Annotated in this window: 10 protein-coding genes; 6 read left to right on the top strand and 4 right to left on the bottom strand. The window is 64.7% G+C overall.

Going from position 1 to position 12457, the window contains the following annotated elements; genetic code table 11:
- Positions 1 to 81 precede the first annotated feature (81 nt).
- The 5 genes from JI746_RS21415 (at position 82) to JI746_RS21395 (ending at position 6362) form a co-directional block, all read left to right on the top strand.
- Positions 82 to 423: a hypothetical protein gene (locus JI746_RS21415; protein WP_201692324.1), complete on the top strand. Its 342-nt coding sequence runs from the start codon at positions 82 to 84 to the stop codon at positions 421 to 423.
- 74 nt (positions 424 to 497) lie between these two features.
- Positions 498 to 1571, top strand: coding sequence for a hypothetical protein (locus tag JI746_RS21410; RefSeq protein ID WP_201692323.1), 1074 nt, complete (start codon positions 498 to 500; stop codon positions 1569 to 1571).
- A gap of 131 nt (positions 1572 to 1702) precedes the next feature.
- Positions 1703 to 3460, top strand: a complete 1758-nt coding sequence (locus JI746_RS21405) for a site-specific DNA-methyltransferase (protein WP_201692322.1) — start codon at positions 1703 to 1705, stop codon at positions 3458 to 3460.
- Positions 3457 to 5937, top strand: a complete 2481-nt coding sequence (locus JI746_RS21400) for a DEAD/DEAH box helicase (protein ID WP_201692321.1) — start codon at positions 3457 to 3459, stop codon at positions 5935 to 5937. Before JI746_RS21405 ends, JI746_RS21400 begins: the two co-directional genes overlap by 4 nt.
- A 53-nt stretch (positions 5938 to 5990) precedes the next feature.
- A complete protein-coding gene (locus JI746_RS21395; protein WP_201692320.1) occupies positions 5991 to 6362 on the top strand; it encodes a hypothetical protein in 372 nt (123 codons plus the stop codon).
- 133 nt (positions 6363 to 6495) lie between these two features.
- On the opposite strand, the gene JI746_RS21390 is transcribed toward JI746_RS21395, so the two are convergent.
- The 3 genes from JI746_RS21390 to JI746_RS21380 all read right to left on the bottom strand — a co-directional run bounded on the left by JI746_RS21390 (position 6496) and on the right by JI746_RS21380 (position 10136).
- The gene (locus JI746_RS21390) at positions 6496 to 7551 is read right to left on the bottom strand and encodes a hypothetical protein (RefSeq protein WP_201692319.1); all 1056 of its coding nucleotides are present in this window, start codon (positions 7549 to 7551) and stop codon (positions 6496 to 6498) included.
- 130 nt (positions 7552 to 7681) lie between these two features.
- Positions 7682 to 9751, bottom strand: coding sequence for a hypothetical protein (locus JI746_RS21385; RefSeq protein WP_201692318.1), 2070 nt, complete (start codon positions 9749 to 9751; stop codon positions 7682 to 7684).
- A 196-nt stretch (positions 9752 to 9947) separates the two neighbouring features.
- Positions 9948 to 10136, bottom strand: a complete 189-nt coding sequence (locus JI746_RS21380; protein ID WP_201692317.1) for a hypothetical protein — start codon at positions 10134 to 10136, stop codon at positions 9948 to 9950.
- A gap of 125 nt (positions 10137 to 10261) precedes the next feature.
- On the opposite strand from JI746_RS21380, the gene JI746_RS21375 reads away from it, so the two are divergent.
- Positions 10262 to 10453, top strand: a complete 192-nt coding sequence (locus tag JI746_RS21375) for a DUF3606 domain-containing protein (RefSeq protein ID WP_201692316.1) — start codon at positions 10262 to 10264, stop codon at positions 10451 to 10453.
- Between the two features lie 56 nt (positions 10454 to 10509).
- On the opposite strand, the gene JI746_RS21370 is transcribed toward JI746_RS21375, so the two are convergent.
- Positions 10510 to 12390, bottom strand: coding sequence for a choice-of-anchor D domain-containing protein (locus JI746_RS21370; protein ID WP_201692315.1), 1881 nt, complete (start codon positions 12388 to 12390; stop codon positions 10510 to 10512).
- Positions 12391 to 12457 lie beyond the last annotated feature (67 nt).

Raw genomic sequence — 12457 nt, 5'->3', positions numbered from 1 at the left:
TGGTGTGCACCGACGCGAGCACCGCTCGGAAGCGCCCGTTCCTATACGAAGCAGGACCCAACGACAACCAGGAACGAGAGCATGACTGAACCCCTCATCAACGCAGCGCGCAAGGTCGGCCTCGCGGCCCGGAAGAACCTCACCGTGCCCGGCTTCGAGTGCCTCACGTGGCAAGAGCTCTTCGTGCTCGCGGCCATCGCGCGCATCGCCAACAACACGCCGATGCGGACGTACGGCGCCAAGGACTTCGCCTTCGACTGCGCGCAGAGCGACTTCGGCTTCTACATGGCCAAGAGCGCCATCCAGGACTCGCTGGACGAACTGCTGGACCGGCACCTCATCGTGATGACCAGCGACATCGACGCGCGGCTCACGGAGCAGGCGGAGCGGCTGATGCTTCGTGCCGCCAAGGAACTCGACTAGGCAGAGCGCCAGCTCATCGGTAAAATTGATTTCAGACCGCCAACGTCGGCGGTCTTTCATTTCGGGCACGCAGTATGGCTGTCGTCACTCTCCCCACCACCGCGGCGGCCAAGCCGAAGCGAGCCACGGGAAAACTCGTTCTTGCGCTGAAGAAGCCGCTGCCGAAGAAGTCGCAGTGGCACGTCGTCAGCCCCTTTACGGGCTCCATTGAGGTCAAGGGCTTCCGGTTCGAAGACGCAGACCCCATCCTGCTGGGCCTCGCCTGCTTCGTCCTGAACGCGAGCACCATCACCCTGGAAAGCCCGACCTTTGCGGACGGCGGCGGCAAGCTCTACGCGAGCCGCGACCTCACCTTGGAGCAGATTCACCTGCGCAACAAGGTGGACGATATGCAAAGGGCAGAGGGCTGGTTCATCGGCATCTTTCAGAACGCGCTGAGGACTGGCTTCGATTCAAAGCGCCAAGTCAAGGACGTCCTGGACATGTGGGGCGAGCAGCACCTTCCGCGCGTGCTGGCGCGTATCCCGCAGCGGCTACAGGTGAACACGCGATTCGCGTATGGCCTCTACGACGAGAAGGGCTGGCCGATGACTCCCTTCCAGCACCAGCAGCAGGTGAGCCGGCAACGCTTGCTGGAAGCCTTCAAGGGCGCCATGAGCGGGGACACGCCGGAAGAGCGCGAGAAGAACCTGCAGGAGTTCGCAGACCCGGAAGGGGCACTGAGCATCCCCTGGCAGGACATCACCCAGTTCCTCGATAGCGCAAACGAGTCGCTCTCCGACCCCGTGGCAATCGGCGGCCAGGCGTTCGTGGCCCTGAAGAAGCTGTTTTCCCGCTTCGGCATCGAGGCCATGCCGCGCACGGTTGGGGAGCTGCGAGCCTCAGTCCTTTACTGCACGCTGCTGTACCAGGCGACGCACCCCCTCATCCTCGGTGCGGTCGCAGCGAACGCCGAATCAGCCAAGCTGGGCCGTGAGATTGCCGTCAAAGGCCTCATCAGAGACATTCCGGAGCTCGCGCCGACGCTGCAGGCGTACCAGGCCGGGGACATGGACAGGCTGCGCGAAATCCACCGCACCACCATGACCTTCGGGGAGATGGCCCGCCACTACGACGCCGACGAGGACGGCTGGGTCACCGCGCCCTGACACAAGGTCTTGGACTCGTGCTGGCCAACGGTTCACGAGGACCCGGCGCTTGGCGCCCCCGGTGGTCTGCTATATCCTATTGACTGCATAAAAAGACAGTACGCCGCACAGGCGAAGGAAGAAGGACCCGCTTGGACTACGAGAGCCTCAGCAAAGAAGAGCTCGTCGCAATCTTGAAGCGCCGCGATTCGATGTCCCGCTACGGGCTTCGATGGGAGCGCGAGCGCATCCCGCCCGACAGGCATTTGAACCGCGATTTCGTGGGCTTCGAACTGCAGCCGCAGTTGTGCGTGGGCGTCGCGCCCTGGGACAACCTTCTCATAGAAGGCGACAACTACGACGCGCTGCGCCACCTGGCCACCACGCACAGCGGCCAGTTTCACTTGGTCTTCGGCGACGGCCCCTACAACACCGGCCGCAAGGATTTCGTCTACAACGACAGCTACTTCGACGCCACCAACCGGTACAGGCACTCCACCTGGCTGGAGTTCATGTACCAGCGCCTCGTGCTCGTGCGCTCACTGCTGCGCGAGGACGGCGCGCTCGTCATGACCATTGACGACAACGAGTTGCCGAACTTGTGGCTGCTACTGAATCAGGTCTTCGGCGAGAAGTGCTTTGTGGCCAACTGCATCTGGCAAAAGCGCTACAGCCGCGAGAACCGTGAGGCCATCGGGGACGCGCACGAATACGTCCTTATCTTCTCGCCCAACCCGGACAAGTTCAAGAAGCGCCGCGGGAAGCTGCCGCTTGGCGAAAAGCAGCTGAAGGTGTACAGGAACGCGAACAACGACCCGCGCGGCAAGTGGCGGGCCGTGGCCCTTTCTGCGCAGGGCTACCGGCCCAACCAGATGTACGAAATTACCTCGCCCCTCACCGGCAAGGTGTTCACGCCGCCGGAAGGCTCGTGCTGGAAAGTCATCAAGCCGCGCTTCGACGAACTGCTCGCCCAGGGCCTGATTTACTTCGGCAAGGATGGCAACGCCATGCCGTCTCGCATCCAGTACCTCGATGACATCGAGGGCATGGTGCCGTGGACCTGGTGGCCGCACGAGGAAGTTGGCCACACCGACGAAGCGCGCAAGGAAATCCAGGACATCTTCGGCAGCCAGACCGCGTTCGACACGCCAAAGCCAATGCGCCTCATGGAGCGCATCGTGCAAATCTGCGCACCGGAGAAAGACGCCCTTGTGCTGGATTTTTTCGCTGGCTCCGGCACCACAGGCCACGTCGTCCTGAAGATGAACAAGGAGCAGGGCACGAACAAGCGCTTTGTTCTCATCTCCAGCCGTGAGGCCACTGAAGACGAGCCGCAGAAGAACCTCGCCAAGGACGTTCTGGCCGTGCGAATCCGCAAGGCTATCGAAGGTTACGCAACCGGTCGGCGCGGCACTGAAATCCCAGGGCTTGGCGGCAACTTTGCCTATGTCCGGGCGCAAAACGTCGCGACGCACCGGCTGGAAGAGGGGCTGACGGACTCGATGGTGTGGACGTTCGCGCTGCAAACGTGCAGCCACCCCCTCACGCCAGTGCACGCAGGTATCTCGCTGTCCGTGCATAGGCAGCACCTCGTTGCTTACTGCGCAAACACCAAGCCAGCAACTCTGGAGCAGTTGAAAGGCGCCGTGTCTGGGCATCACGGCCCGGCGGTGGTTTTGAGCTGGGCTCCACAGGCGGTCACGGAAGCGCTGGGAGACCTGGCGGAGCGTTGCAGCTTCGTGGCGGTCCCGGCGGACCTGCAGCGCGCCTTCAAGCAGGGCAACGCCAAGGTTGCAGACGCTTATGAGCTTCCTGCCATCGACGAGCCCGCCCGAGCGTCCGAGCCATCCGCGCTCGCGTCAGAACCAGAGCCGGAAAACCTGTTCGATGGCGACGAGGCGGAGCAATGAGCCGAACCATCCCGATGCAGTTTCAGCAACGGCATATTGACGTGCTGGTGGCTCGCTTTCGTGCGTTGAAGCAAAACTACGACACGCTCGGCCCCACGGCCCGCGTGGCGGACCTGAATCGCATCCGGCACCAGAGCGCCTGCGTCCTGCTGCAGGCGCCGACCGGTATCGGGAAGACGCTGATGGCGTGCGAGCTGATGGCGAAGTTTTCCCCCGAAGAACGCATCCTCTGGCTCTGGTTTGCGCCTTTCACCGGCGTTCTGGACCAGGCCGCCAATACTTTGAGGGTGCAGGCGTCGAGCCTGCCGCTACTGGACATCGAAACGGACCGCCACCCGGAAAAGCTCGCGCCTGGAGCCGTGTTCGTTCTGAGCTGGCAGACCGTCGCCGCGCGCAGCAAGGAGTCGCGCCTTGCCAGGCAGGACAGTGACACGGGCCTTGCCGTCGATGAGCTGCTCGCATTCGCACGCAGTGACGGCTATCGCATTGGCGTCGTAGTCGATGAGGCCCACCACGGTTTCGTCCGAGCAACCGAAGCCAGTCGCTTTTTTGGCGACATTCTTGCTCCGGACTACGTGCTGATGATGACAGCCACCCCGCGGGACGCCGACGCAGCGCAATTCGCAAGACAGACGGGCTACCAAATTGGCGGGCCGGACGACTGGGCTTCCGTCACACGCGCCGAAGGGGTAGATGCCCAGCTACTTAAACGCAGCGTCAAGGCCGCCAGGTTCATCGCGCAGAACGCCGACGACGCTCAGCTGGTGGCATACGAAGAAGTGGCGCTATCCGAATGCGCCGCGATGCACCGCCTAATCAAGAAGACGCTCGAGGACAGCCGCATCGCGCTGACGCCCCTCATGCTCGTGCAGGTGCCCAACGGTGGCCAAGCTCTGGAGAACGCAAAGACCTATCTCACCGAAACGCTGCGTTTCCCTGCTAGCGCGGTGCGCGTGCACACGTCGGACGAGCCAGACCCGAACCTTGCGGCACTGGCCAACGACCCGCAGGTGGAAGTCATCCTGTTCAAGATGGCCATCGCCACGGGCTTCGACGCGCCACGCGCGTTCACGCTGGCAGCACTGAGGGGTACCCGCGATGCTGATTTTGGCATCCAGGTAGTCGGCCGCATCATGCGCGTGCACCGCCTACTTCAAGGAAGGCTCCTGGCGCTGCCGCCCGTCCTGAGCTTCGGCTACGCATTCCTTGCAAACAGCGAGGCGCAGGAAGGCTTGGTTGCGGCCGCCAATCGCATTAACCAGATGCCGGAGCAACTCGCTCAGGCTGCCGCTTCCACCGTCGTGACCGTAATCGGCGGCGAACCCGGAGTGCAAGTGGCTCGTCCTGGTCAGAACCTTTCGCTGCTGCCGAACGGACAGAACTGCGCCGTTGACAACGCCGCACCGACGCAGGTCACGGGCGCCGCCCCCACGGTCGCGGCCGGGACGCCTGCGAGCCAAGCTACGCTCTTCCAGGTCCTTGCCGGCACGCATTTCGTGCATGGTTTTTCGGATGCCTCGGCCCTCGCGCAGACGTTCCAACTAGATGCCCAGCGCACCGAGGCGGTGACCTACCCCCTGCGGGACGGCGCGCCTCGCGCGTTCGTCACGGAAGCGCTGCCACCACTTCCAGAGGACTTCGAGCAGCGCCTGGTCCATCACATCGACTTTTCTCGCGTGCTCGGTGACCGCTTGAAGAAGCGCTCCAGAGTGGTCGAACGCACAACTGACGTATTCGACGGGGGCGCAGTCGAGGACAAGGACGTCTGGGCGAACGTTTCGACGGCAGCGATTGCGGAGCGTGCACGTCAGATTGCCTTTGCTTTCGATGACGTTGACCGTCGAGAGCTGCTTTCTGCTTTGAAGACGCGCTTTCGGCAGTCCCTCACCGACGAGGGCCACGAGTTGCCGCATTCCGACGAGGAACTCACGCGGCAGCTTGAACTTGTCCTGGTGCGCAACCCCAATCTCGTGCGAGATGCACACAAGCGGCTGCGGGCCGAGCAGGTCCAGCTTGTGCCAGTGCATCTGATGCCGGCACTGGTCAGCGATTACGCGCTGACGCCGGCGGCACGCAACGTCTACGGAGTCCTTCCGCCGGACATGTCGCCGCAGGAGCGCGAATTTGCCGAGCTTCTGGACACCTCGCCGGAAGTGCTCTGGTGGCACCGCAATCCCTCTCGCCGACCAGAATCGGTAGGGCTGTATGCCTGGTCGGACGGGCAGGGCTTCTTCCCGGATTTCGTGGTCGGAATCGCACAGCGCACTGAAGGACAGGGCGTGGCGCTCAGCGAGGTGAAGGGTGCCCACCTGATGGAGTACGACAAGGCGAAGGCGGGCGCCCGGCACCCGACCTACGGGCGCGTCTTCATGGTCGGCAAGTCAAGCAGCGAGGGGGGTTTTCGCCTGTGGCGATTGTCGGGCGACCAGCTTGTCGACGACGGACCGCTGGAGATGCCGCGGCTGCGCTACTCCTAGCAGGGCTCCACTCGTTACACTTTTCCGCGCGAACACCAAGAAAGGCAGTGGAGATGAGCGAAGAGCAACAAGATGACGGCGCGAAGCCGGCAACGAAGGCGGACGTCCGAGGCGTCAGCAGCAAGCTGGGGACGCTCAGGGGCACCCTGGACAAGACGAACGCCGAGTACGAGGCCATCAACAACAAGTACATCGCTGAGTTCGAGGACGAGGACAACGCCAATCCCGAGGACGTGCCCAAGGGCGAACAGCAGGCGCGCGTGCGCGGCGCGCTGCGCAAGCTGGACAAGGCCGAGGACCTCTTGGCCAAGCCGGTGCCCACGAAAGCCGACGTGGAAGGGGCCAAGTCCCTGGCGAACGAGGCTTTCAGCACCATCGACGACTTGGGCGTGAAGAAGCCGCGAGGCGAGTGGCCTCTCGTGTGAAGCGGCACGGCGCAGCCAGAGCCGGCCCCGGGCTGAGCAGCGCAGTGGAAGCAAACTGCGCCTGTTCCATGAGCGCCCCCGCTTGAAGACAAAGCCGCCCCAGGGGCGGCTTTTTCGTGTGGTGTGTCGCCGCTCAGCGCTCGGCGCCTTTGTGGCGGAAGCGCGCCCGCGCGGGCTTTGCTTCGGCGCTCAGCTCGGCGCCGGTTGCGACGGCCTTCCTCACGGCCGCCACGGCCAGCTTGACGGCCTCGTCCCTGACCGGGTGCGCGAACTCCTTACGCTGCAGGATTTCGTCCCCGCGGCGCAGCTGCGCAGATGCACGGTACACGCCGGTGACGTCCGCGCGCGAGGTCGCTCGCACCGAGTAGCTGGGAACAACCTCAACGAGCGCTGCTTCCTTGTCGGCGGCCACCCGGGCCTTCACTTCGCCTAGGCGGTGCGCCACGAACTCGTCGGCCTTGGCCATGCCTTCGCGCAGGGCTCCGAAAATCGTTGCGTGCACGTTGATGTCCTGGAACTCCAGGGCTTTGCCGGCCAGCGTGAACTCCGTGAAGGCGAGCACGTCCCGGTCATGGTCCTCATAGGACGTGCGCAGCACCAGCTCCAGGCCCGGCTCGACGTGCGAGAAGTCCTTGGTCAGCCGGCTGCCTTCCCGGTCAGCCCAGTGCAGGCTGCGGACGGTCCAGCCGGCGCTCTCCGCTTCTGCGGCCAGCTTCTTCATCTCCGATTCGGTCTGGAGACGGGGGATGCGCCCGCGCTCCACGTCGTAGATGTACGTGTCGAGAATCTGCTCCAGTGCAGGGAAGTGGTCTTCCAGCTCCACTGCGCTCATGGGTGCTGCCGTCAGGCGGACACCGGCACAGACCACCCCGTACTGAGCCAGCGCGTAGTAGGTGAGGGTGCCGCTCTCGTGACCAGCCTCACGCAGGTAGCAGGCGTCGGATGCATCGAGTCCCGGGATGGACTCGGCGTCTTTCAGGGAAACCTGCTTTTCGCAGTGAGCCTGCACCGCGCCGCTTCGCAGCACCTCAACGAAGCCGCTTTGGTCGCCGGGCGCCAGGCGCGCCAGGGCCGCGGTCACGTTCTCCTGCACTTCCTTGGGCAGGCTCTCGAACTTGGAGCGAGCCAGGTCGCTGAGCTGCGCGCCCGGATTGAGGTCGAAGAAGTAGGCGGAGTTGATGTGCGGCATTGGGGCTCGCTTCAGGTTCGGGCGCCACAGGCGGCGCAGACCTTGTTTCGACCCGCTGCGAGGGGTCGTGTTTGCTATACGGCCTCACGAAGAAAGCCGCCCAAAGGCGGCTCTTGCCGGTCGACCGGGCTTACCGGCTGCGCTCCTTCTTCGACGCCTTGGCGGCCTTCTGCGGCGCGTCCAGGGCCTTGCCGGACGCGATGGCAGCGCGGATGGCTTCCTTGGCCAGCTTCACCGCCTGCTCCTTGTCCGGCGCCACGATGTCCATGCGCTGCAGGATGGTGTCGCCTTCGCGCAGCTGCGCCGACGCCTTGATGCCAGCCTCGGTGCGCGAGAGCACGACGACGTAGCCGGGGCCGGGCACCTGTTCCACGGCCGGAGCCGGGTTGTCGCGCGCGGTGGCCAGGGCCACAGCCTGCGGCAGGTACTGCTCCATGTACTGCACCTCGTGCAGGGCGCCGGACACCGCTGCGGCACCGGTCTCATGCGAGCCGTAGAAGCCCTTGGCGCCGGAGAGCTCTTCATCGCGCAGGCGGAACTCGATGGCGTGCATCACCGGGTAGTCGGGGTCGTCGGTCAGCGGCGTGGCGATGACGGCGCTCAACCCCGGATAAGCGGCCGAGAGGTCCTTCTGCAGGAACGTGCAGCTGGCGTCCTCGAAGCTCACGTCACCGGTGAAGCCCATGGCTTCAGCTTCCTTCACGAGGGCCAGGCGCTCGGCCTCGGTGCGGCCGCTCTCCAGGATGCTTTCCACGCCGCCGCACTGCAGCTGGCTCACAACCTGCTCCACCACCTCGCGGGCAGTGATAGTGCGAGCGTCCAGCGGCACGAAGCTATCGGCCACCGGCTCGCTGGGGTCGTCACGAAACAGCTCCACGGCGATGAGGTTCTCGTCCTCGTGGCCCATCAGGAACTGCAGCTGCTCGGCGTTCTCCTCGTTTTCGACGAGCCAGCAGCCCTCGCCGTTGCGCCAAGCGTGCAGCAACTGCGTGCCAGCGTCTGCTTTGAGGGCGGCCTGTACCTCGCCCATTACGGTGTCGAGCCGCTCAGTCGCGGCACGAGCCGCACGGCCGCTCGCCAAAACCTCTTCGACGGTGCCGTACCCGAGACGGTCCACGACATCCTCGAGGACAGCTTCCACCGTCAGGTCGTCAATGGGCACGATGGTCAGGCAGTCGTCGGCCGGGTTGTCGTTCTCGAACAGCTCCATGCCCACGATGCTGGTGTCACCTGTGCGTTGCAGGTCGATGTCCAGCACCTGGTTGTCCGCAGGGCTCTCGACAGCCCACAGGCCGTCGCCGCGGCGCGAGACGGCCAGCATGCGCGTGTCCTCGCAGCTTTCCAGTGCACGCTGCACCTGCTGCATGACCGCATCCAGCTTGGCCACGCGTGCGACGAAGACCGGGTGCTCGGAGTCCTTGACGGGCGGCGGGTCGAGGTCGCCGCCATCCAAGCCGAGGTCCGCCAGGCAGTCGCGCAGCGCATCGCGTCCCGTACGGAACTGCTCCAGCACGTCCTTCGCCGGCGTGTAGGGCAGGGCCTCGGCAACACGCTGCAGCACCGCTTCCACGGTGAACTCCGCCGGCTTGAACGCCACGATGTTGTCATCATCCGGGTAGCTGTCCGAGAGAATCTTGTCGGCAGAGATGACGCCCGGGCCGGCCTGGCCGTTGACGCTGAACACCACCTTTTCTTGCTCGCCCAGCGGCTCGACCGTGCACTCGCCCGGACCGGTTACGCGCACGTTGAAGGCATCGGCTCCCAAAAACTCTTTCGCGTCTTCCATCACGGGGTACAGTTTCTCCGTCGCAATGACAGTCGCCTCGAGCTCGGCGAACGCGTCCTCGATAAGGGCCGCCCGGTCCCCGTCCGGGCGTTGGTTCACGTCCACCCGGCTCAATGAGGCGAGTTCCCCGTCGACAGCCACTGCCATATGGATGCGGACGCCGGACTCGGCGCGCCAGCTCGCCAGGAACTGGCGCTCGGCCTCGTTGCAGTCGACCATTTCGACAGTTTCCAGCGCTTGGCCACGAACCGTGCCGTTGTCCAGAATGTCGATTCGGCCGTCGCGGTCTCCATCGCTGATGGATGCAACTACGGCGCGCACGTCCTCTTGGGTTCGCCCGGGTAGGGCGGCAGCCCACGTGAGGGTGCTCAGTGAGTAGAAGTCAATGTCATGGGATGCGATGACCGTCGGCATGTGTGAAGGCTCCGTCTTGTTGCGGTGGGTCCTTTTTCAGACCGGCAGGTAAGGGCGCTATTCGCTATACGGCCGGCAGCCGGCTGAAGCCGGATTGGGCGCGCCTGGTGCGAGCAGGGCCTGGAAGGACGCGCACTCTTCAGGCAAGAAAATGCCCGCCACGAGGGCGGGCTAACTATCAACTACCGGAGACTTCTCAGCGGAAACACCTGCGCAAGGCGAGGGCGCCGAGGACCAGGACGGCAGCAGCGGCAGCGCCGGCGGCACTCCACGAGATGAACCCCATTTGCGCGAGCATGACGCTGCCGGCTACCCCGAGGAACACGCTCAGGAACTTGACGTCGGTGGCGCCGGAATTGGCCGAGGGAACATAGCGGTGGGACATGCTCTGTGCTGGTCGAGTTGCTCGTACCTCGTATAGCGAATGCAGCTCTTCGAAGGTGCTGCATCCCGAGCGGCTCAACCGGACCCGATTCTGAAAATCGGTTCTCCCGCTGAAGGAGTCGCCGCATGTCTGGTGACAAACCGAAATCCGGCGGACAGGACCGCCAGCGCATCAACGTGCACCAGGATTACGAGCTTCGGGACTGGAGCAAGAGCCTGGGAGTGACCCCGGAGAAACTGAAGGAAGCCGTGCAGGCGGTGGGCGACCGCGCGGAAAACGTGCGCGAGTACTTGAAGAAGGAAGGTCCCGGGAAGTAGGGCAGCGCCCAACGGAGAAAAGCCGCCTTCAGGCGGCTTTTCTCCGTTGGGTGTCACTACTTCATGAAGACCATCAGGTACCGGTTGTGGGGCGAGTAGCAACCTTCGCCTGCAGTGAGAGCCTCTACGATGGTAGGCGCGGCCGCAAAGCCTAGCCTTGCATTGATGGTCGCGCACACAGACGCCGCCACCGTGTTGCTCTCAAACCACCGAGCCCCGGCCAGACCCGGGTACGGGTAGCTGTTGCGAGCAGTCCAGACTGAGGTCGAAGCCAGGTCGGTGTATCCCACCCCCCAGGTCGTCCAGGTGCCAGCAACCGTGGTGCCGACAGTCGGTGCGGCGGAACTCGTGCTCAACGTGCTGGCGGTCTTGTTCACTCCCGGGACGGTCGCCGTTCCGGCATAGCAGCCCTGGTCGATGAGGAGCCAAGCCGTGCTGCCAGTAGCCGGCCCTGCCGACGTCACCATCCCGAGGGGGTTCGCGTCGTACACGAACTGACGCAGGTGGTTAAGCCTCTGCACCCGGGTGACCATGTACTGGCCCGTGCTGCAGCCCACGGCTCCGCCGGCCGACGTGGAGCGATATGCGCCAGGCGTCACGTCATCTTTGGCTTGCCACACACCGACGCGCGCTTGCAGCGAAGCGGGAGCCCCGGTATCCAGGGGGACAACAGCTGTGGCGAGAGCAGTCGGACTGTTCTCCGGAATCTGCGCTTGCTCGAACAGCGCCGCACCTTCCGCCATGATGTAGCCGGCAGCGTCGACCCCGCGGCCGGCAAGCTGGATGGCACTGAGGCCGGCCTTGTTCGACACCGCCAGGGTGCCAGGCTCACTTGCACCGTCCGACACCGTGGGGGCGTACGTTACCGTGAAGGTGCACGAGGAGCCAGCGGCCAGCGAAGTGCCGCAAGTAGTGCTCGCAACTGCGAAGGGCCCTGCAACATCCGGCGTGCCGAGCGTCATCGGGTGGTCGCCCGTATTCGTGAGCGAGACTGTCTTCGGCGCAGCAGCCGTACCGAAGAGGGTCGCGCCGAAGTCGAGGGCGCCGGCATCGAACTCCGCGCTGTTCGCATAGGCGGAACCCCTTACGGCCAGGCTCTGGTCCGCCATGCCGGTCGCGGAGACGGTCAGCACGTCGGGGCGCTCGCCAGCGACGTTCGGGTCGAAGGTGACGCTCACGGCGCAGGAAGCGCCAGCCGGCAGCAGCGACGGGCAGTCGCTGGTGACACGGTAGTCCGCGGTCGTCAGCGTGATGCCCAGAAGGTCGAGGGTGACCGTTCCGGTGTTGGTCAGCGTCGCCACGCGCGTGTCGGTTTCGTCCAGCACGTTCAGCTCACCGAACGAGAGGTCGCCGGTGATGCTGGCCGACGGCTGCGGTGCGGGCGGGGGTTCGATGACCGGCGGCTCCACCGGCGGCGCATCCGGGTCCACCACGAGGCCGCCGCCAGGCAGGACCTTTGCCGTGCCGCCGATTGCGGAGCGCAGGGTGGCGGTCGTCAGGAGAACGCCTTGGCCGGGAACTTGCGCCACCACGGTGAACAGGCCGGCACTGCCGAAGCACTGCACGGTGCGATTCGGGTCCGCAGCCTCGTGGATGACGGCAGCGCCGGTGTATTTCTGGTTGATGGCCGCGCAGGTCTTCGCGGACTCACCAGACTTGAGCGCGTACTGCGGGGTATCGGGGCTGACGGACGTCCAGTCCGCGCCCGCGGCCGAGAGGTAGTCCGGCACCAAGTCGCGAACATCACGGGGCCAGACGCCGCGCTGCGCCTTGAACAGCTCCGCCGCGCCGATGACCTGCGACGCGTAGTTCACGGTCTTGTTGGCACCGATGTCGGTGAAGGCTCGGTTCCACACCGAACCACCGTAATAGAGGGTCGCCAGCGCCAGCGCCGCGACGAGCGCGATGCTAAGGATGGTGACGATGAGGCTGAACATTTTGTGCTCCCCGGGTTTTTTGGCTTGCGTTCTAGGTATGACAACTTAAGAACCATCCTGTCGCACC

Origin of the sequence: Ramlibacter alkalitolerans, assembly GCF_016722765.1 — a bacterium.
Classification (GTDB): domain Bacteria; phylum Pseudomonadota; class Gammaproteobacteria; order Burkholderiales; family Burkholderiaceae_C; genus Ramlibacter; species Ramlibacter alkalitolerans.
This window is presented reverse-complemented; position numbering and strand designations above follow the sequence as displayed.

Bases quoted from the DNA above. Each gene is read 5' to 3' on its own strand.
- JI746_RS21415 (WP_201692324.1), top strand. From the start codon at position 82: ATGACTGAACCCCTCATCAACGCAGCGCGCAAGGTCGGCCTCGCGGCC.
- JI746_RS21410 (WP_201692323.1), top strand. From the start codon at position 498: ATGGCTGTCGTCACTCTCCCCACCACCGCGGCGGCCAAGCCGAAGCGA.
- JI746_RS21400 (WP_201692321.1), top strand. From the start codon at position 3,457: ATGAGCCGAACCATCCCGATGCAGTTTCAGCAACGGCATATTGACGTG.
- JI746_RS21395 (WP_201692320.1), top strand. From the start codon at position 5,991: ATGAGCGAAGAGCAACAAGATGACGGCGCGAAGCCGGCAACGAAGGCG.
- JI746_RS21390 (WP_201692319.1), bottom strand. From the start codon at position 7,551: ATGCCGCACATCAACTCCGCCTACTTCTTCGACCTCAATCCGGGCGCG.
- JI746_RS21385 (WP_201692318.1), bottom strand. From the start codon at position 9,751: ATGCCGACGGTCATCGCATCCCATGACATTGACTTCTACTCACTGAGC.
- JI746_RS21380 (WP_201692317.1), bottom strand. From the start codon at position 10,136: ATGTCCCACCGCTATGTTCCCTCGGCCAATTCCGGCGCCACCGACGTC.
- JI746_RS21375 (WP_201692316.1), top strand. From the start codon at position 10,262: ATGTCTGGTGACAAACCGAAATCCGGCGGACAGGACCGCCAGCGCATC.
- JI746_RS21370 (WP_201692315.1), bottom strand. From the start codon at position 12,390: ATGTTCAGCCTCATCGTCACCATCCTTAGCATCGCGCTCGTCGCGGCG.